This is a genomic window from Promicromonospora sp. NPDC023805, assembly GCF_040639635.1.
Classification (GTDB): domain Bacteria; phylum Actinomycetota; class Actinomycetes; order Actinomycetales; family Cellulomonadaceae; genus Promicromonospora.
In genome coordinates this window covers 1-19,991 of record NZ_JBFAAH010000032.1, presented here as the reverse complement: position 1 = coordinate 19,991, position 19,991 = coordinate 1, and the positions used below count along the sequence as shown (strand labels likewise).

General features: G+C 68.0%; 16 protein-coding genes. 12 read left to right on the top strand and 4 right to left on the bottom strand.

Annotated elements, in window-relative coordinates:
* The 9 genes from AB0F70_RS24110 (at position 1) to AB0F70_RS24070 (ending at position 10,789) form a co-directional block, all read left to right on the top strand.
* Positions 1-4,476, top strand: coding sequence for an FtsK/SpoIIIE domain-containing protein (locus tag AB0F70_RS24110; RefSeq protein WP_357454558.1), 4,476 nt, complete (start codon positions 1-3; stop codon positions 4,474-4,476).
* Between the two features lie 114 nt (positions 4,477-4,590).
* Positions 4,591-4,875 carry a WXG100 family type VII secretion target gene (locus tag AB0F70_RS24105; RefSeq protein WP_357454554.1) on the top strand — a complete coding sequence of 95 codons (285 nt, stop codon included), beginning with the start codon at positions 4,591-4,593 and terminating at the stop codon, positions 4,873-4,875.
* 150 nt (positions 4,876-5,025) lie between these two features.
* Positions 5,026-6,048 (top strand): hypothetical protein, encoded by a 1,023-nt coding sequence (locus AB0F70_RS24100; protein ID WP_357454550.1) that lies wholly within the window; start codon positions 5,026-5,028, stop codon positions 6,046-6,048.
* Positions 6,048-6,860 carry a hypothetical protein gene (locus AB0F70_RS24095; protein ID WP_357454547.1) on the top strand — a complete coding sequence of 271 codons (813 nt, stop codon included), beginning with the start codon at positions 6,048-6,050 and terminating at the stop codon, positions 6,858-6,860. Before AB0F70_RS24100 ends, AB0F70_RS24095 begins: the two co-directional genes overlap by 1 nt.
* A complete protein-coding gene (locus AB0F70_RS24090; protein WP_357454544.1) occupies positions 6,857-7,081 on the top strand; it encodes a hypothetical protein in 225 nt (74 codons plus the stop codon). Before AB0F70_RS24095 ends, AB0F70_RS24090 begins: the two co-directional genes overlap by 4 nt.
* A 240-nt stretch (positions 7,082-7,321) precedes the next feature.
* Entirely contained in the window at positions 7,322-7,546 is a 225-nt protein-coding gene (locus tag AB0F70_RS24085) for a hypothetical protein (RefSeq protein WP_357454541.1), read from the top strand.
* Between the two features lie 136 nt (positions 7,547-7,682).
* Positions 7,683-9,086 carry an FAD-dependent oxidoreductase gene (locus tag AB0F70_RS24080; protein WP_357454538.1) on the top strand — a complete coding sequence of 468 codons (1,404 nt, stop codon included), beginning with the start codon at positions 7,683-7,685 and terminating at the stop codon, positions 9,084-9,086.
* Between the two features lie 155 nt (positions 9,087-9,241).
* Entirely contained in the window at positions 9,242-10,177 is a 936-nt protein-coding gene (gene htpX / locus AB0F70_RS24075; protein WP_357454535.1) for a zinc metalloprotease HtpX, read from the top strand.
* 117 nt (positions 10,178-10,294) lie between these two features.
* Positions 10,295-10,789, top strand: coding sequence for a YajQ family cyclic di-GMP-binding protein (locus tag AB0F70_RS24070; RefSeq protein WP_357454532.1), 495 nt, complete (start codon positions 10,295-10,297; stop codon positions 10,787-10,789).
* A gap of 72 nt (positions 10,790-10,861) precedes the next feature.
* On the opposite strand, the gene AB0F70_RS24065 is transcribed toward AB0F70_RS24070, so the two are convergent.
* Together AB0F70_RS24065 and AB0F70_RS24060 are read right to left on the bottom strand one after the other, a co-directional pair.
* Positions 10,862-12,040, bottom strand: a complete 1,179-nt coding sequence (locus tag AB0F70_RS24065; RefSeq protein WP_357454529.1) for a site-specific integrase — start codon at positions 12,038-12,040, stop codon at positions 10,862-10,864.
* Positions 12,009-12,674 (bottom strand): hypothetical protein, encoded by a 666-nt coding sequence (locus AB0F70_RS24060; RefSeq protein WP_357454526.1) that lies wholly within the window; start codon positions 12,672-12,674, stop codon positions 12,009-12,011. The genes AB0F70_RS24065 and AB0F70_RS24060 overlap by 32 nt, the downstream gene beginning before the upstream one ends.
* Positions 12,675-12,768: 94 nt before the next feature.
* Here AB0F70_RS24060 and AB0F70_RS24055 point away from each other — a divergent pair, with 94 nt between their 5' ends.
* The 3 genes from AB0F70_RS24055 (at position 12,769) to AB0F70_RS24045 (ending at position 18,060) form a co-directional block, all read left to right on the top strand.
* A complete protein-coding gene (locus AB0F70_RS24055; protein WP_357454523.1) occupies positions 12,769-12,972 on the top strand; it encodes a helix-turn-helix domain-containing protein in 204 nt (67 codons plus the stop codon).
* 463 nt (positions 12,973-13,435) lie between these two features.
* Positions 13,436-17,050, top strand: a complete 3,615-nt coding sequence (gene mobF, locus AB0F70_RS24050) for a MobF family relaxase (RefSeq protein ID WP_357454520.1) — start codon at positions 13,436-13,438, stop codon at positions 17,048-17,050.
* A gap of 389 nt (positions 17,051-17,439) precedes the next feature.
* Positions 17,440-18,060 carry a hypothetical protein gene (locus AB0F70_RS24045; RefSeq protein ID WP_357454517.1) on the top strand — a complete coding sequence of 207 codons (621 nt, stop codon included), beginning with the start codon at positions 17,440-17,442 and terminating at the stop codon, positions 18,058-18,060.
* Positions 18,061-18,231: 171 nt separating this feature from the next.
* On the opposite strand, the gene AB0F70_RS24040 is transcribed toward AB0F70_RS24045, so the two are convergent.
* Together AB0F70_RS24040 and AB0F70_RS24035 are read right to left on the bottom strand one after the other, a co-directional pair.
* Positions 18,232-18,543: a hypothetical protein gene (locus AB0F70_RS24040; protein WP_357454515.1), complete on the bottom strand. Its 312-nt coding sequence runs from the start codon at positions 18,541-18,543 to the stop codon at positions 18,232-18,234.
* A 926-nt stretch (positions 18,544-19,469) separates the two neighbouring features.
* Positions 19,470-19,892: a hypothetical protein gene (locus AB0F70_RS24035; RefSeq protein ID WP_357454512.1), complete on the bottom strand. Its 423-nt coding sequence runs from the start codon at positions 19,890-19,892 to the stop codon at positions 19,470-19,472.
* Positions 19,893-19,991 lie beyond the last annotated feature (99 nt).

Sequence of the window (19,991 nt, the reverse complement as noted above, 5' to 3'; positions counted from 1 at the left end):
GTGCGCATCAAGCTGACGTTGAACAGACCCGACGAGTCCGCGGTGAACGTCGCGGTCACCGCCGACGCCACCGCCACCGTGCGGGACGTGGCAGAGGCCCTCTTCTCCGGCGACCCCACCCGGGGCGGTGCTGCCGCACCCGAGAACCTCACCCTGCAGGTCGTCGGGGACGGCTCGACCAGCTTCACGAGCGGCCGGGTGCTGACCCCGTCGAACGACCTGGTCCAGGCGGGCCTGCGGTCGGGCTCCGTGGTGTCGATAGTCCGGGTCTCCGAGCAGTTCGTGAACCCCGGACAGGACCGCGGTACGGCGGTGGCGCAGCTCCGCGTCATGGACGGGCCGGACGCGGGACGCGAGTTCCCGCTGCCGGTCGGCACGTCGTACATCGGTCGCGACCGGGGCATGGACATCCGTCTCCAGGACGGGCAGGTCTCCAAGCGGCACGCCCGCATAGTCGTCGGAGAGGCCATCGAGGTGCACGACCTCGCCTCCGCGAACGGCCTCGTCATGGGCGGCAAGCGGATGACGCGCGCCGTGCTGACGTCGTCGGACACCGTGACGATCGGTGAGACCACGCTGTCCGTCGTGGCCCTGCACCGCTCCACGAGCATGGCCCCGACCAGCCCCGTGGTCGAGTTCAACCGGTCCCCGCGCGTGGTCACCCGCTTCGGCGAGGTCAAGATCAAGGCGCCCAAGCCGCCGCGGCCGCCGCAGCCGCAGCGCCTCCCGTGGCTCATGATGCTCGCGCCGATGGCGATGGGCGCGGTCATGTTCTCGTTCACCCGCAATCCGATCTCGCTCATGTTCATGTTCATGAGCCCGGTGATGATGATCGGGATGTACTTCGACCGGAAGGTCAACGCGCGCAAGGAGTTCGAGAAGGCGTCCGAGCAGTTCGACGAGCAGGTGGCCGCCACGGCGGAGCGCATCGACCGCACGCACGCCGTCGAACGAGCGGTCCGGCTCGCGGAGGCGCCGTCGCTCGCGGAGTCGCTCGACGCCGTCCGCCGCCTCGGCGGGCTCATGTGGACGCACCGCCCGGAGCACAAAGCGTTCCTCACCGTGCGGTTCGGCCTCGGGTCGGGGCCCGCGCGCACCGGGTTCGACGAACCACGCGAGAACGACGCGATCCCCGAGCACTGGGAGAAGGTGCTGCAGCTCCAGGACCGGTGCGCGACCATCCATGACGTCCCCATGGGTGCCGGGTTCCGGTTCGGCGGCAACGTCGGCATCGCAGGACCCAGCGGTGTCGTGGAGCCCGTCGGTCGGTCGGTCCTGCTCCAGCTGGTCGCGCTCCACTCGCCCGCCGAGATGGTCGTCACCGCGCTCACCTCTGCCCGGTCGCGCCAGGACTGGGAGTGGCTGGAGTGGCTGCCCCACACCGGCTCACCCCACAGCCCCCTCGGGGCGTCCGACCACCTGGCCGACGATCCCGCCTCCTGCGTCTCCCTGCTGACGCGGCTCGAGGAGCTCGTCGAGGCGCGGGGGGTCAGCCTCGACGGCCCGGCACCCCTGGTGGGGGAGCGGGACGGGGACAAGGACCGCACGGACGAGCCGCCCAAGGCCGTGCTGCCGTCCGTCGTCGTGCTCGTGGAGGACGACGCGCCGGTGGAGCGCTCCCGGCTGGTGCGCCTCGTCGAGCACGGTGCCGCGGCGAGCGTGCACGTGGTGTGGATCGCGCCCACCGTCGAGCAGCTTCCCGCCGCCTGCCGCACCTTCGTGCTGCTGGACTCCACCGCCCAGGAGAACGGCGCCATGACCGGCGAGGTGCACTACGGCCAGCTGGCCTACCCCGTGCGCTGCGACGTCGCCGACCTGCACACCGCACGTGAGGTGGCCAGGATCCTGTCCCCGGTGGTCGACGTCGGCGCGCCCACCGACGACGAGTCCGACCTGCCCCGCGCAGTCTCCTACCTGGCGCTCGCGGGCATCGAGCTCGGCAGCGACTCGAACGGCGTGGTCGAGCGGTGGAAGGAGAACCTCTCGCTCACCCCGCGCGACGGGTCCCCGCCGGTGCGCCGCAAGACACCCACCAACCTGCGCGCCCTCATCGGGCACGACGGCGTGGAGCCGTTCCACCTGGACCTGCGCACGCAGGGTCCGCACGCGCTGGTCGGCGGTACCACGGGTGCCGGAAAGTCGGAGTTCCTGCAGTCCTGGGTGCTCGGCATGGCCGCTGCGCACAGCCCCGACCGGGTCACCTTCCTGTTCGTGGACTACAAGGGTGGCGCCGCGTTCGCGGACTGTGTCCACCTGCCGCACACGGTCGGTCTGGTGACCGACCTGTCGCCGCACCTCGTGCGGCGCGCGCTGTCCTCGCTCCGGGCCGAGCTGCACTACCGCGAGCACCTGCTGAACCGGAAGAAGGCCAAGGACCTCGCGTCACTGGAGCGCACCGGTGACCCCGAGGCGCCGCCGAGCCTGATCATCGTGGTCGACGAGTTCGCCGCGCTGGTCGGCGAGGTCCCGGAGTTCGTGGACGGCGTGATCGACGTCGCCCAGCGTGGCCGGTCGCTCGGTCTGCACCTGATCCTCGCGACGCAGCGCCCCGCCGGCGTGATCAAGGACAGCCTGCGCGCGAACACCAACCTGCGTATCGCGCTGCGCATGGCCGACGAGCACGACTCCAAGGACGTGCTCGGCGACGACATGGCGGCGCACTTCTCGCCGTCGATCCCCGGCCGTGGCGCCGCGAAGACCGGCCCCGGCCGCCTCACCACGTTCCAGACCGGTTATGCCGGTGGGTGGACGACCGGCGAGCCGGAGCGGTCCTCGCTCGACGTCGAGGAGATGGACTTCGGCACCGGACGACGCTGGGAGCTGCCCGCGCCCGAGGTCGTCGACGAGCAGGACCCGGGCCCCAACGACATCGCCCGGGTGGTCTCGACGATCCGCCGCGCGGCGAGCGAGGCGGGCGTGCCTGCGCCGCGCAAGCCGTGGCTGGAGGAGCTCGCGGCCACGTACGACCTGGCGCTGCTGCCCAACCGGCGCACCGACTCACAGCTCGTCCTCGGCGTGCTGGACAACCCGCCGCAGCAGACCCAGCCGACCGTGCACTACGAGCCCGACACCGACGGCAACCTCGCGATCTACGGCACCGGCGGCACGGGCAAGAGCACGACGATGCGCACCATCGCGGTGTCCGCGGGCCTGACGCACCGGGGTGGCCCCGTGCAGGTCTACGGGATCGACTGCGGTTCGGGCGGTCTGCAGATGCTGGAGAACCTGCCCCATGTCGGCGCGATCATCGCCGGCGACGACGAGGAGCGGGTGACCCGCCTGCTGCGCAGGCTGCGCGACACGCTCGACCAGCGCGCCGACCGCTACGCCGCCGTGCGCGCGTCGACCATCGACGAGTACCGGCGCCTCGCGAACAAGCCCGACGAGCCCCGGATCATCGTGCTCGTCGACGGCATCGGAGCGTTCCGTGAGGCCTACGAGACGATCAGCGCGCGTGGCTTCTCGGTCTTCGGGACCTTCACCCAGCTCGCGACCGACGGGCGGCCCGTCGGCATCCACCTCGTCATGAGCGGTGACCGCGCGGTGTCCGTGCCGCCGTCGCTGGCCTCCACCGTGCAGAAGCGGATCATCCACCGGATGGCGAAGGAGGACGACTACGTGATGCTCAACGCACCGAAGGACGTCCTGACGCCGGCGTCGGCGCCCGGACGGGCGATCATGTACGGCCAGGAGGCGCAGATCGCCGTGCTCGGTGGTGACTCCAACGCGGCCGTGCAGTCACGCGAGCTCGCCCGGCTGGAGCAGACCATGCGCTCGGTCGGTGGTGTGCCCCAGGCGCCCGGCGTCGAGCGGCTGCCCGACTCGTTCACGCTCGACCAGCTGCCGCAGCGCACCGGGGACATGGCCACCATCGGCCTGCGGGACCTCGACATCGCTCCGATCGGCCTGCCCATGCGCGGCCCGTTCATGCTGGCCGGCCCGCCCGGGGCCGGACGCACGACGGCGTTCGTGTCGCTGGCGACCGCGCTGCGGCGGAACGGCGGCACCCGTCTGGTGTACCTGACGTCGCGGCGATCGAGCCTGTCCGCGCTGGACCTGTGGGACGTGACCGCGTCGACCCCGGAGGACATAGTGGAGTCGCTCAAGGACCTCACGACGGCCCTCGAGAGCGATCGGCTCGCCCCGGGTACTCTCACCGTGATGATCGAGAACTACACCGAGCTCACGGGCACGCCTGCGGAGAAGCCGATGGAGGCCTTCGTCAAGCTCGCGACCCGCAAGGAGCAGCTGGTCATCGGTGAGTCGGAGTCGTCCACCTGGAGCAAGGCGTTCACGCTGGCCGGAGCCTTCAAGTCCGGCCGCAACGGCCTGCTCCTCACGCCAGGGGACACCGACGGCGAGACGCTCATGAACACGCCGCTGGGCCGGATCCGTCGCAAGGACTTCCCGCCGGGCCGCGGCTTCCTCGTCACGGCAGGCCGGGCAACCAAGATCCACGTCGCCCTACCGGGGTGACGAGGGGCATGGGGAGTACTCCCCATTCCACCGCGTCACGGACCGTGAAATAGTTCGTGACGTCGCAGAAACGGAGGCTGTCCGAGGGGACAGCCACAGAAAAAGGAGCATGACATGGTTGCAGAGGGTGGCAACGTCTTCGGTCTTGACGTAGAGGCAGTACGGAGCCTGGCCAACACGCTCCGTACGCAGGCAGATGGCGTGCGTCAGGTCGTCACGACGATCACGAGCCAGATGTCCCAGACCCAGTGGAACGGCCAGGACGCCACGCAGTTCCAGGAGGAGTGGGACGGCACCCACGCCGCCAAGCTCAATGAGATCGCCGCGGCGCTCGAGGCCTACGGCACCACGGCGGACAACAACGCCAACACCCAGGAGAGCACTTCGTCGGCGCTCTGATCGAGCCCGAGCTCTTCCAAGCAGGAGGGTTCCCGTACACACGGGAGCCAACGTCAAGGGATGCGGGACCATCACGGTCCCGCATCCCTTGATCAGTAGGGGTTGAGCGGCCATCCGAACCTGTCGGTGGCGGAACACGAGGAGGACCACGTGAGCGGGAGCATGTCCGGCGCCGATATCGAGGCGCTGCGTCTCCTTGCCGACAAGTTCGACGAGGGTAGCGAGACGCTCGATACGGTCGCCACGGCCGTCGAGGCCGCGACCCCGCAGGAGGACGGCTGGAGCGGTCCCGACGCGGACGGCTTCAGGCAGGAGTGGACCGGCAGCCACCTGACAAAGCTCCGGGACGCGGCCGCCGCGCTCAGCGACGCCGCCCTCACGGTGCGCGCCAACGCAGACGCGCAGGAGACCACGTCGAACGAGTACAGCGGTGGCACGGGTCCTGGTGGTACGGGTCCTGGCGGCACCGAGGTCGCGGGGGCCTCCAACCGGCCGGGCAGCATCTTCGACCTGATCGAGACCGGTGTCGAGGGAGTGGGCGTCGGGCTGGCCGGACTGGCAGCGTTCAAGTACGGCCGCAACTTGATGAACCTCACGCGTGCCCTGAACACCGCGGGTGACGCTGCGGCCGCCGCAGTGCCCTTCATCCGGCAGGGGATGCTCGTCGACGGGATGGGCATCACGGGCAGGCTGGGCTCTCTGCCCGGCCTTGGCGGCGTCCCAGGGCTGACCCAGGTCGGCAGGTACGCCGGGGCCGCCGGTGGTGTTCTCGGCATCGTCGGCGGGATCGACCAGATGATCAACACCAAGTACGACGGCTGGCGCGGTGGCGTCGACCGGGTGATGGGCGGAATCGGCGTAGCCGGCGGCGTCGCGTCGGTCGGTATGTTCCTGGGTGTCGCGGCGTTCGCCAACCCCGTCGGCATCGGTATCGCCGTCGGAGCCGGCCTGGTCACCGGTGCCTGGGCGCTGGGCAACCTGGTGTATGACAACCGGGAAGCGATCTCCGCGTTCGCCTCCGACCCGATGCCGTATCTGGCTGACGGCGTGAAGGAAGTGAAGGAGTTCGCTGGCGACGCTGTCGAGGGCGTCAAGGACGTGGCCAGCGACGTCGGCGACGCGGTCGGCGATGCTGCCGGTGCCGTCGGTGACTTTGTGGGAGGCTTGTTCTGATGAGCGAGCAAAAGGCGATGCAGTTCGGACCGGACGACGTCGAGGCCGCGCGGGTCACCCTCGCGCAGGCGCGCGACGGCGAGGTCGTTGGAATCGTGATCCTCACGGACGAGGAGGTGTCCATCCTCGACGGGCTCGAGCACGAGCAGCTCGTGCCTACCCCGTGGATCGACGCCCAGGGGGAGGCCGACCGGTCCCTGATGGGTCGGGTAGCGCTCCGGTCGATGGCGTCCCGGGAGCTGGTCGTGCCCGCTGGCACGGACGAGAGCGGCAACGGCGTCATCGCGATCAAGGCACACCCGGGGATCACCGGTCCCCTCGTACTCCGGCGCTCGGCCCGGGAGATCGTCTCGGTGGAGCGGACCAGCTCTAACGGCACGGACTGGCTCTTCGCCTACGTGCACCACGAGGACGACAAGGCCGTCGTGCTCGAGGAGGAGATCTCTGGCCACGGGCATCACGTGTTCTCGGTCTACCCCGAGGCTCTGCTGGGGGAGCGGTTCGAGAAGTTCTTGGACCCCACCAGCGCAGCGCTGATGGGGACTTCCGCGAAGACCTACTCGGCTGAGGCCCTCCAGGCGGCCGTCGCCAGCCTGCCGCAGCTCAAGGAAGCGGTGGCGGTGAGCGTCGTGTCGGGCGTGGCCCGCGGGAGCGACGAACTGCTCAACGTGTCCGTCTACGCAGGACCGCACGGCGTCCACGTGCTGCGCGGTACTGAGCACGACCCAGCACGGGAGCCCGTGACGTACTCGCTGCAAGAGGTCGGTTCACGCGGCCTGCGCGCGCTGCCCGCCGAGGTGATTCCCGCATGAGCGGCCTCGGCAGGTGGAGCCTCTGGATCGGCCTGGGGCTCGTCGTCGTCGCCGTACTCTCCAGCGTGCTGAGCCTCATCCCGGTGGCGGTGATCGCAGGCATTCTGGGCCTGGTCGCGCTCAGCATGGCGGGGTATGAAGCGCTCGACAACGCGACCGACAGGGCCGAGCTCCGCCGTCGGGCAGCCAAGGTCGCTCGCGAGCGCGAGCAGGGGCACTGAGCCCCTGACGCGAGGATTCTCACAGGAACCGCCGCGTCCACCCCCTGAGCGGGGGTGAGGCGCCTTACTCAATCGGTAGAATCGTGAGCGGTCTGCGCTTCCTCGGTCTGCACTGGTGGACCTGGGGCACCCGGTCGCCGGGCTGTCGCAGCACGTGCTGCCGATGGTCCGGATCAGTGGCAACCCTGCCGACGCGGCCGGTCAGATCCCTCGACTACTCGCAGCACTGGAGCGTTCCGTATGAGTCGCGTCATCAAGTGGAGTTTTTGGATCGGCCTCGGCTTTGTCGGCGTGGCGGTGCTCGCCAGGGCACTGGACCTCATTCCGGTCACCGTGATCGCAGGACTCCTGGCACTGATCGCGCTCGGCTTCGCGGGGTACGGTGCGCTCGACGAAGCGGCCGAGAGGTCCCAGCTCCGGCGTCGTGCTGCCAAGGTTGCACGCGAGCGCGAGCAGGGGCGCTAGCCCCTGCTGGGTGCCGATCCTCACAGGAACACCACGTCCACCCCCTGAGCGGGGGTGAGGCGCGCCTTACTCAATCGGTAGAATCGTGAGCGGCCTTCGCTTCCCCTCCTGACCTCGACCGGAAGGCGCCCCTTTCGTGAGCACCACCCGACCCCTGCGTGTCGCCGTCGTCGGCGCCGGCCCTGCCGGCATCTACGCGAGCGACATCCTGTCCAAGACCGACCTCGACGTGAGCATCGACCTGTTCGAGCGCCTTCCCGCGCCGTTCGGTCTGGTGCGATACGGCGTGGCCCCGGACCACCCGCGCATCAAGCAGATCATCGTCGCGCTCCACAAGGTGCTGAGCCGTGGAGACGTGCGCCTGATCGCCAACGTGGACTACGGCGTGGACGTGAAGCTCGAGGACCTGCGCCAGTTCTATGACGCCGTCATCTTCTCGACCGGCTCCATCAAGGACGCCGAGCTGAACATCCCGGGTATCGACCTCAACGGCTCCTACGGCGCCGCTGACTTCGTGTCCTGGTACGACGGCCACCCCGACGTGCCGCGCACCTGGCCGCTGGAGGCGGAGCAGGTGGCGGTGATCGGCGCCGGCAACGTCGCCCTCGACGTGGCGCGCATCCTGGCGAAGCACGCGGACGACCTGCTGCCGACCGAGATCCCGGCCAACGTGCACGAGATCCTGAAGTCCTCGCCGGTCACCGACGTGCACGTGTTCGCACGCCGTGGCCCGGCCCAGGTCAAGTTCTCGCCGCTCGAGCTGCGCGAGCTCGGCCACGTGCCCGACGTCGACATCGTCGTGTACCCGGAGGACTTCGACTTCGACGAGGGCTCCGAGGCCGCCATCAACTCGTCGAACCAGACCAAGCAGGTAGTCAAGACCCTGGTCGACTGGACGCTCAAGGACCCGGCGCAGAACACGGCGTCGCGCCGGCTGCACCTGCACTTCCTGAACTCTCCCGCCGAGGTGCTGGGTGAGAACGGCAAGGTCGTCGGGTTCCGCACCGAGCGCACCGCGCTGCAGGGTGACGGCACCGTCAAGGGCACGGGCGAGTTCACCGACTGGCCCGTCCAGGCCGTCTACCGCGCCGTCGGCTACTTCGGTTCGTCCCTGCCGGAGATCCCGTACGACGACGTCAAGGGCGTCATCACCAACCGCGAGGGCCGGGTCGTCGACATCGACGGCAACCAGGTTCCCGGCGTGTACGCGACGGGCTGGATCAAGCGTGGTCCGGTGGGCCTCATCGGCCACACCAAGTCCGACGCGTCGGAGACCATCCGCCACCTCGTCGAGGATGTCACCGGTGTGGCCGACGGCGAGGCGCCCGGCGACCTGGACGGCGGCCGGACCGCGCCCCAGGGTGCGCCGGAGGCCATCCTGGAGTTCCTCGGCGGCAAGGGCGTCGAGTACGTCGAGTGGGCGGGCTGGGAGCTCCTGGACGCGCACGAGCGGTCGCTCGGCGAGGCCGAGGGGCGCGAGCGCGTCAAGGTCGTCCCCCGCGAGGAGATGGTGACGATCGCCAGGGCTCTGTCGAAGTAGTAGAACTGCAGCGAGACAGAACTGGGGCGGAGCGACCAAGTGGTTCGCTCCGCCCCACTTCTATCTCGCCCTAGTTCTCGCCATGGTTCGCCTTCGACGGCATTGTGGGAACCGCCGCCCGGCGCGGCACGTTCGGCTGGGAGGAAAGGAGTGCGATGCACAAGCACTACAACGGGCTGAAGACCGCTGCGCTGTTCGGTGGCATGTGGGCCGTGATCCTCGGGCTCTGGGCGCTCTTCGGGCGCGGCTCCAGCGGCATGCTGTGGATCTTCGTGCTCATCGGGCTGGGCACCACCGCGTACGGCTACTGGAACTCCGACAAGCTGGCGATCCGCGCGATGCGTGCCTACCCGGTCACTGAGCTGCAGGCGCCGGAGATGCACCGCATAGTGCGCGAGCTGTCCACGGCGGCGCGCCAGCCGATGCCTCGGCTCTACATCTCGCCCACCAAGGCGCCCAACGCGTTCGCGACGGGGCGCGACCCGAAGAATGCCGCGGTCTGCTGCACGGAGGGCATCCTCCAGCTGCTGAACGAGCGCGAGCTGCGCGGCGTCCTGGGGCACGAGCTCATGCATGTCTACAACCGCGACATCCTCACGGCGTCGGTAGCCTCCGCGATGGCGGGCCTCATTACCGCGGCGGCGCAGTTTCTGCTGTTCTTCGGCGGCGGCGACCGCCGCGAGGGCGGCAACCCGCTCGCGGCACTGGCGATGGCGATACTCGCGCCGATCGCCGCGATGCTCATCCAGATGGCGATCTCCCGCACGCGCGAGTACGACGCCGACGAGGACGGCGCCCGCCTCACGGGCGACCCCCTCGCGCTGGCCTCGGCGCTGGCCAAGCTCGAGCAGGGCACGCAGCGTGCGCCGCTGCCGCAGGACCGAGAGCTCACCAACGTGTCCCACGTGATGATCGCCAACCCCTTCCGGGGCGCGGGGATCGGCCGCCTGTTCGCCACGCACCCGCCCATGGCGGACCGGATCCGTCGCCTCGAGGCCATGGCCGGGGGCCCGTCGGGCGGTTACGGCCAGGGCGGTATCGGCGGTCCGACGTCGGGCCCGGACTGGGGCACTCCTCCCGGGATGCTCTGACATCACCTGTTCGCCGCCACGGGATGCGTTCGTCGCGCCCCCTGGCTGCGGATACGGTGGTGCCGAATCCAACTGGGCGTGCAGGGGCGCCCGGGTATGACATAGAAGGAGCACCACATGGCCGACTCGTCGTTCGACATCGTCAGCAAGGTCGACCGCCAGGAGGTCGACAACGCGCTGAACCAGGCGAGCAAAGAGATCTCGCAGCGGTACGACTTCAAGAACGTCGGCGCCTCGATCGCCTGGAGCGGCGAGAGCATAGTGATCGTCGCCAACTCGTCGGAGCGGGTGATCGCTGCCCTCGACGCCTTCGAGATCAAGCTGATCAAGCGCGGCATCTCGCTCAAGGCGCTCGACGTCGGCGAGCGGGAGCCCAAGCCGTCGGGTAAGGAGTACCGCCTCGAGGTCACCCTCAAGGAGGGGCTGGCGGGGGAGTCCGCGAAGAAGGTCACCAAGATCATCCGCGATGAGGGCCCCAAGGGTGTGAAGACCCAGATCACCGGTGACGAGGTGCGTGTGACCAGCAAGTCGCGCGACCAGCTGCAGGAGGTCATGGCCCTGCTGAAGGGCTCGGATTTGGACTTCGCGCTGCAGTTCACGAACTACCGGTGAACATGCAGGTCAGCAGCCTGTTCTGGACTGCCAGTCCGCACACAGTCCGCAAGAGCGGACGATGAGCACGGGCTAACGGGTGGTTGCCGGGATACCGGTGGCCGCCCGTTCGGTCTGCCAGGAGGTCTTCGCGGCCTTGGTCGCGGGCTGTGCGGACAGCACGGTTCGCATGAGCGACGTCGCCGCTGCTCGGGTCTTGTCCTCGGCGCTCGGCCAGAGGTGCGCATATGTGCCGAGCGTGATGGTCGGGCTGGAGTGACCCAGAGCCCGTTGGACGGTGACGACGTCGCAGTTGTCGGCGATCAGGCCCGACGCGTAGAAGTGACGCAGGTCGTGGAGCGTGTAGGCCTCCAGCCCCACCTGACGGCGCGTCGTTCGCCACGCCTGGGACGCGCTGTTGCGGTTCCAGAGTCCGCGCTGATCTCCGTTGGGGTTCCAGAAGATCCACTGCTCGTCACCACGCGGAACGAACTTCTCGATGTGGCTGGAGATCATCGTCAGCAGCTCGCGCGGCACGTGGATGGTCCGCTCCGATCCGTACTTCGGCGGCTCGATCGTTGACGTCGTTGCGGTGGAACCCTGTATCTGCCTGTTGATGGTGATCGTGCGACCGAGAAAGTTGATGTCGCTGACCTGGAGCCCGGCCGCCTCTCCGAGCCGGAGGCCAGCGAACGCGCAGACGGCGATGAACCCCGAGAAGTACTTCGGGGCGACTTCCAGCGCCTTCCGCACGCCGAGCGGTTCGGGAATCGTCATCGCCGCTTCGGCGCGCCTGCGCCGAGGAAGCTTGACGTTCGTCGCCGGGTCGATCCCGATCACGCGATCACGAGTGGCAGCCGCGAAGGCTGCTCGGACGTAGTTGAACCGCGTCGTGATCGTGGACGGCTCCAGGCCCTTCTTCCGGGTCTTGGTGGGCTGAGACATCGCCTTGACCCACTTCTCTAGATGCGAAGGCCTGATGTCCCGCATCCGAACTGATCCGAACGTGACCGACTCGAACGCGGTGGTTGCTGCTTCGGTGGTGCCGGTCGCCCAGACCTGGCGCTCAGACCAGACGCCCCACCACTGGTCGAACGTGAGTGCCCCACGCTTGGGATCGGCGTACGTACCTGTCACAACCGTGGCGGTGACTTCATCCAGCCAGTCCTGAGCGTCGGTCTTGCGATCGAAGTGGCGCGAGTGTTCCTTCTTGGCTTCGTCTCGGTAGCGGGCGCGCCACTTACCGTTCGGTCTCTTCTTGATCGACGCCATCGGTCGTTCCTTCCTGTGGGGTATCCGGGGGTTCTTGGGGGTCTTCGCGAAGTGGGAGGCCACGTTTGGCGCGCCACTGGTCGGGGATGAACCAGACCTGTTCGCGTTCGAGGATGATCTGCTTGACGCGCTCGGGATCGCTCTTGCGGGCCAGTAGCGGATCGCGCTCCCGCTCGACCTGTGATCGGGCCATGTCGGCGATGACCTCGGTGGTGTAGGTCAGGGCGCTGCTGATCTGGTTGTGGTCGGCCATGCGGTCCCAGCCCGGAAGTCGTACGCCGGTGTCGATCGCGTCGTCCAGGTTCCGGCGCTCACGTTCGAACTCGATGAGTGCTTCGGTGGCCTGCTCGGCCAGGGCAAGGGTCTGGCGGGTGCGGGCGGAGACGTCGCGTGTGGCGGTCGCCAGCTCGGGCTCCTGCAAGAGGTCTTCGATACGTATGTCGAGGGCTTCGGCTAGGTCGACGGCCTCGACAAACTTGAGCGGACGTTCCCCCTTCTCGATCGACCAGACCGTGGCCTGGGACCACTTCCAGCCACGCTTGCGCATCCAGTCCGCAAGGGCCTTTTGACTGCGGATGCCTCGATGCTTGGTGAGGTTCTGCCCGACGTGTACGTCTCGTTCGTCTGCTGCCACGCTCCAACGGTACCGGCAATTCTTGTTTACAGCCACTAGAAAATATGTTTCACTAGAATCCGAAGTTAGTTACAACTAGGGAGGCTGGTTCTTCGTGGAAACTGATCCGTTGCTGCGCACGCGGGAGGTCTCTGACCTTCTGGGCGTGCCGGAGAACACGCTGCGGTGGTGGCGGTACATCGGGAAGGGCCCGGACTGGTTCCGGCTCGGCCCGCGCCGGGTGGTCTACCGGCGCTCGAAGGTGATGGCCTGGTTGGCTGCGCAGGAGGCGGCTGGTGCCAAGCACACAGCGGCCTGACTCCTCTCGGGGCGGGCGGATGAACGGGGCTCGGACACTTCGGTGTCCGGGCCCCGTTGTCGTTGGCGGCAACGCCACCGGCCCGCACCGGCCCGCCCCGGCGATGCGCCCCGTGACGTCCGCCGACGCAGCGGAGTGGGTCATCGCCCGGGGGACCCGCCCCGCTGTCCCCTCCTACCTGGCTTACGTGACTAAGCAGCGGCACGTTGCAGCGAACTGGACACATGCAGCGTGTGCACCGAGCGACGGCAGCGGTACGAACTACGGCATGCGGCTGGCAAGTCGCAGGCGGACGACGACGTACGCGGGGTTGGTCACCTGGCAACGCAGCACACCTCAGGCAGTTGACGAGCGACGGAACCGTTGGCGTTGGTACGTTTCGGCACCGTTGGCCGGCGGCCCGCACACCTCGCCCGCACACCCCAAGGGACGGTGATCGGTCGTGGCGGTGAGCATCGTTCCGATGAGCGTCGGCAACGGCACCGAGTACCTGACCGGTTCCGTGGCCAACGCCGACTGCGACACCCCGGACCTTGGCGACGGCTTCGGCCTGGACCCGGTCACCGCGTACTACACGGCTGTGGGCACCCCACCCGGGTACTGGCTCGGAAGCGGCGTCGCGGACCTCGGCGGCGACGTACTGGTCCCGGGGGACCGCGTGACCACCACCCAGCTCCAGCGGCTCCTGGAAGCGGGCCGGGACCCGGTCACGACCGAGCCGTTGGGCAGGGCCTACCCGAAGATCGCGCCGCTGCGTGAGCGGATCGAGAACCGTGCCGCCGCCCTGGACCCGGCGCTGAGCCCGGAAGACCGGAAGGCCGCGGTGGACACGATCGTGCGGGACGAGACGCTGGCCGGAAAGCGGACAGCGGTCGCTGGGTTCGATCTGACGTTCTCCCCAGCGAAGTCGGTCTCGGTGCTGTGGGGCCTCTCGGGCCGGAACACGCAGGCGATCATCCTGGGTGCGCACCGGGCGGCGATGGCCGAGACGATCAAGTTCATCGAGGGCCATATCGCCGCGACGAGGATGGGTACCGATGCCGGGGACGGGTCGATCATGCAGGTGGACGTCTCCGGGGTGATCGCCACCGCGTACGACCACTGGGACTCGCGCGCGCACGACCCGCAGCTGCACACGCACCTGGTGATCGCGAACAAGGTCCGGGCCCTGGTCGATGGCAAGTGGCGCACGCTGGACTCGAGGGCGTTGTTCAACGCGAACGTCGCGTTCAGCGAGCACTACAACGCCGTCCTGGCCGACCGCCTGACCGGCGCCCTGGGCGTGAAGTGGGAGCGACGGGTCCGGGGAAAGGACCGCAGCCCGCGGATGGAGATCGTCGGTGTCAGTGACGAGCTGATCGAAGAGTTCTCCAACCGGTCGGCCGAGATCGAGCACTGCGCCGACCAACTCATCGACGAATACCGCGAGAAGCACGGGCGTACCCCGTCGCCGGGCACGATCAACCGGCTGCGGGAACAGGCCACCCTGGAGACCCGCCCGCCCAAGACCATCGAGTCCCTGGCCGACCTCTCGGCGCAGTGGCGTGTGCGAGCCGGGCGCATTCTGGGGCAGGACCCGACCGAGTGGGCGCAGGGGCTGCTGTCCGCTGCCCTGGCGAACCCAGGGCAGGTGTTCACGGCCGGTGATGTCCCCCAGGACGTGGTGGACATGGCAGCCTCAGTCGTGCTGGGCGTGGTGGGGGACAAGCGGGCCACGTGGAAGCACTGGAACCTCTGGGCCGAAGCCGAACGCCAGACCATGCACTGGCGCATGGCCACTCACGAGGACCGCGTCCAGGTCGTAGCCCGGATCGTCGCCCAAGCCGAAGGCGGCTCGGTCACTCTGACCCCACCCGAACTCGCACCCACACCCCTGGGCATGCAACGCGCGGACGGGTCCAGCACTCTGCGGCCCAAGCACTCGACCGTGTTTACCTCCCAAGCCGTCCTGGACGCCGAGGAACGTCTTCTCGGGCTCATGGACGACCGCACAGCGCCACGCCTGGGCGCCGAGCGGCTGGGGGCCATCCTGAACCAAGGTGTGCGAGACGGTGCGCTGGACGCGTCGCAGGCCGACACTGTCCACGCCGTGGCCAGTTCGGGGCGACGCCTAGACCTGCTGGTGGGTCCGGCCGGGACCGGGAAGACGACCACACTGCGTGCGCTACGCATCCTGTGGGAAGGGCAGCATGGCCCGGGGGCCGTCGTCGGTCTGGCGCCCTCCGCGGCTGCCGCTGACGTCTTGGGCACCGAGCTCGGGATCGAGTGTGAGAACACGGAGATGTGGCTCACCCGCCACCAGCACGGGCGGGCCCGGTTCGAGCCAGGGCAACTGGTCATCGTGGACGAGGCATCCCTCGCCGGCACGCACACCTTGGACCGCCTGACCCACACGGCCGTCGAGGCCGGCGCGAAGGTGCTCCTGGTCGGTGACCCCGCCCAGCTGCCTGCCGTCGAGACTGGCGGCGCCCTGACACTCCTGACTGGCGAGCGCGCCCGGATGACGGGTGACGTCCCGACGCTGATCGAGGTGCACCGCTTCCACGCCGACTGGGAGAAGCGCGCCACACTCCGGCTCCGCGACGGTGACGCAGCCATCCTTGCCACCTACCAGGACCACGACCGCATCCAAGCGGGCACCACCGAGGACATGACCGACGCCGCCTACAGGGCGTGGAAGGCCGACACCGAGACGGGGCGGTCGTCGGTGCTGGTCGTGCCGGACACCGCCACGATGAACGAACTCAACCGCCGCGCCCGCGCCGAACGCGTCCTGACCGGACGCATCTCCGACGGCCAGACGGTGCACCTGGCCGGGCAGACCCGCGCCTCAGCCGGAGACCTCATCCTCACCCGGCGCAACGACCGTACCCTGCGCCACGGGCACGCCGGATGGGTCCGCAACGGCGACCGCTGGCAGATCACCGATGTCCACCACGACGGGTCGGTCACTGCTCAGCGCATCGATCCCAACGCGCACACCGATGCCCGGAACGCCGACCGCCAGCAACTCCGCGGTCAGATGGTCCGCCTGCCCGCCGCCTACGTGGCCGAGCACGTCGACCTCGGCTATGCGATCACCGCACACCGTGCCCAGGGCTTGACCGTCGACACCGCGTACACGGTCGCGAGCCCGAGCATGAGCCGGGAGAACCTGTACGTCGCCCTCACCCGAGGTCGCGCGACGAATACCGTGTTCGTGCCCGTCGACCAGCCCGACCGGAATCAGAACCATGAGCACGCCATCGGCGCGAACATCGACCCGGACCTGCCGGACCTCGACGCGGCCCGTACCGTGCTGGCGGGCATCCTGCACCGGGTCGGCGCCGAATCCTCCGCACACCAGACGCAGCATGACGAGGAGCAGCGCTGGGGTTCCATCGCACAGCTCGCGGCCGAGTACGGCACCATCGCCACCTACGCCCAACGCCCACGCTGGACTCAACTGGTCGCACACACCCTGGCCGGAGAAGGCTTCACCCGACGCGACATCGCACAGGTCGTGGAGTCGGACGCGTTCGGGCCACTGTGCGCCGAACTCCGCCGAGTCGAAGCAGACGGCCACGACGTCTACCGCCTCCTGCCCCGGATCGCCGCCGCCCGGAGCCTGTACGACGCCGACGACATCGCCGCCGTCCTGCACGACCGCCTCACCCATGCCGCCACCCGAAGCAACAATGGACGGGGCCGGATCGCCGGACTGGTCCCACAAGCCCAGGGACAATTCCCACCGGACGTTCGCGAAGCCCTCGACAGGCGCGCCGAACTCATCGAAGACCGCGCTAGCGCCCGTGCCATACGGGCCCTACGTGACCGCGAACCCTGGACCCGACATCTACCACGTCGTCCCCACGAACCGGCCGAACGTGAATGGCTTGACGGCGTCGCCGCCGTGGCCGCGTACCGCGACCTCTACGAAGTGACCGGAGACAGCCTGCTCGGCGGACCACCCACCACACTCATTCAACGCGACCACGCCCGTTCCGTCCAAGCCCTGGTGCGAAACCTGGACAGCGCCAACAGTGCAGAACCGTTCCACTCCCGCCCGAGCCAGGCACCGACTCCCCCGTTCGGATGATTGGCCACGTCCAGTCGGATGTGGTCGTACGCTGCCAGTCGCTAGACCTGACTAGGGCGGCCCACTGAGCATCAGGAGTCGTTAGATCCGCGCGGACGCCAAGCGCGCCGGCGCACGGGTCGACCTTGTGCCGTTGGGTTCGCTTACCCGACACGGCTTCGGCGTGCTCGCTCTCGTAACTTCCCGAGGACGGTGCATGCGGACAGGTCCAGCAGACCTATCGCGCGTTGCGCTGGCTCTCTCCCCCCTGTACCTGTACCTGGACCCTCGCCACTGACGGCGCAATTTGCTTGCACGTGACGGTCAGGGGTGAAATCCTGATCGACGGCCCGCAGGGGGTCCAGGTGGATGTCACTAGTGGGGGAAAGAGACTGATGAAGCATAGGTTCATGGCAATCGTGGGATCGGTAGCGCTTGCGGCCGGTTTCACGGTCGCGGGGCACTCGGCCGCTTTCGGTGCAGATGACAAGCTGGCTGGGTTCGAAGAGGCCGCGCCTGCCGTCGCGACGGCGGAGGACGCTGCTGAAGCGATCTACGTCGACGAGGACGGCACCCCTCTCCAGGTTGACGAGAACGGCAACCCTCTACAGATGGCTGCCTCGTCGGATCCCGGAAAGTCGAGATTCGCAGCGGCTGCGGTCGGCTGCACGCCCGTCTCAGGGGTCGACCTTCCGCATGTCTCGACCTGGTCTACCGGGCCAGCAGTTCAGGCGCACGGATGGTGGAAGCGGGGCAACTGTGATGGTGACACGGCGCACGTTATGGTCTGTCTGTACGAGTACTACGAGAACGACAGTGGGACTGAGCATTACTGGGAGCAGAAGGACTGCTCGCCCAACACGCAGCTGAGGCCTGGCGGTGGCAGTTCGAACCGGGTGACGGCGCACGAGGACTGCGATACTCTTGCCACCGTTTCGTGGCGGTCACATGTGACCGTTGATGTTGACTGGGAAGTCGACACGACGGAAGTGCCGCGCAAGCAGGATGAGGTTCCCTGCACTGTGTACTAAAATGGTCCGAACGATCGGGTTGGTTTGACCAGCGAAATGGCATCACCAAGTAGCGCCACCAGCGATGGCTCGCAAGTCTCTAGGCCACTGTTGGTGGCGCTATTTGGCGATTTCAAAAGAAGTGCGGGAGACGTGAGCGAGGAGGACTCCTATTCCCTCTTCCACAAGCGTTCAGATGCCATGGGGTGGCTCGACACGCGTCGCGTAATCCAAAGGAGTGACGGCACCGAAGAGCATGTCGGGTCCCCGGGGCTTTGGGCGCTTCACGACGCGGGTTCCGAGCCAGTTGTGAATGGGGGTTCCTCGCCCGGTCCTGCTTTCTGGTTCCAGGTTGGAATCCGCCCCCTCTCCGTTGGCAGCGCACTCCCCACCCAGGCGCTTCTTCGCTGCGTCGATGACGTTGTGTTGAGCCAAGGCACCTTCCATCCGAAAGTAGTTCAGTTCGTACTGCCCACACAGCTCGTCCGAGTTGGTCGCCAGCACGAAATTGGACTCGCGCCGAGCGTTGAAACCTTGGCCTGGGCCTCCGCGAGCGATTCCGCCGGGCTCAGTTCGGTGCCGGCGACGATAGAGATTTGTTCGGGGATTCCGCTGCCTCAAACATTTGCACAGTATCTAGCTGACGACTTGATGAAGTTTGCCGCGCCGATATTGCTAGAGCCATCCGTTGCAGAGACGGCCACAACTCATTTCCCAGTTGTGGCTCCTGACCATTTCTGGGGCGGCCCGCCTCAGAGTGCAGCCAGGATCCATGGCGCGTTTCGCGGCTGGACTCTTGAACGAGTTGGTTGGTTGGCCAGTTTTATTGCGGATTCCTGTGCTCGAAACGGCGTTTCGCACACTATCGCCGTAACTATATCGATCACCTAATTTGTCAATTTCGCCAAGCGGTCGCCAATCAATCAGAGAATCCCTAGTTCGGCCGCGGTCCGCTGCCCGCACGGGATCGTTTGATCCCCCTCGGTACCCGACGTGTCACATGCCGACGCCTGCGGTGCGTGGGTAGCGCTTGGCCGCCAGGCCCGCGCGGCATGGGAGAGGGTCGCTTGACGTAGCGCCGTAGCAGAGGGGCGGCGTCGATAGCTTCCATGCCTTGGACACAAGCCGCTCACCCTCGGCTGGGGTCATGTCCGTCGCCGATCAGTCGAGCAGCCAGGACTGCAGCGTCGATCCAGGGCGGGCCGGTCCAGGACCACGCCCAGTTGACAGGCGAACCTGGTCGCCGTGCACGAACAGATCAGGCTTGGGGATGTCGCCGTGGATCAGCTGGTTCAGGAGTTGCTTCTCCCAGGCGTCGCGCTAGTCCGCGTGGTCGTCCGCGAGCCGCTGTCATCCAGCCAGTTGCGTGTACCTCCTGCTGAGAATGGGGGCTTTGCTCGCCGCCCTGCCGCAAGATTCAGTGACGAGCGTTACAGGCCGCTCAGGGGAAGTTCGAACCCGGCCGGGCCGTTACCGGTGACGCTGCGCCATCGCGCGCGGCGGCGGCCTTCGTCTCCGCGCGGGTAGGGCAGGCCAGCTTCCAGTGTGGCGGCCTCGATGGCGCGCATGGTGGTGCCGACGCCGGACGGGATCGGCGAATGCTTGATCCAGTGGCCGTTCTGGAGAGTCCACGCCTCGCACCGGGACAGAACCGGCCCGGTGCCGTGCAACACACGCAGGACCACTGGGCCCGGTGCGCTGGCCTCGGCGGTGGCGATCTGTGCGGCCAGCGACGACAACGTAGTGTCGACATCCGGGACCAGGGAACGCAGTACCGACAAGGCCCCGGCCTGGTCGATGGTGCCGGTGGTCTCGTCTGCGGCGCTGCGTACGATCGCGGGTGCGTGCCCCATTGCTTGTCAAGCCCCGGGTTTGATGGAGAGCGGGTTAACTGGTTTCCAGGCTTGCCGGGACCGGGTCGGCCACGGCGTGTAGGGCTTCGTGCTCGGCGG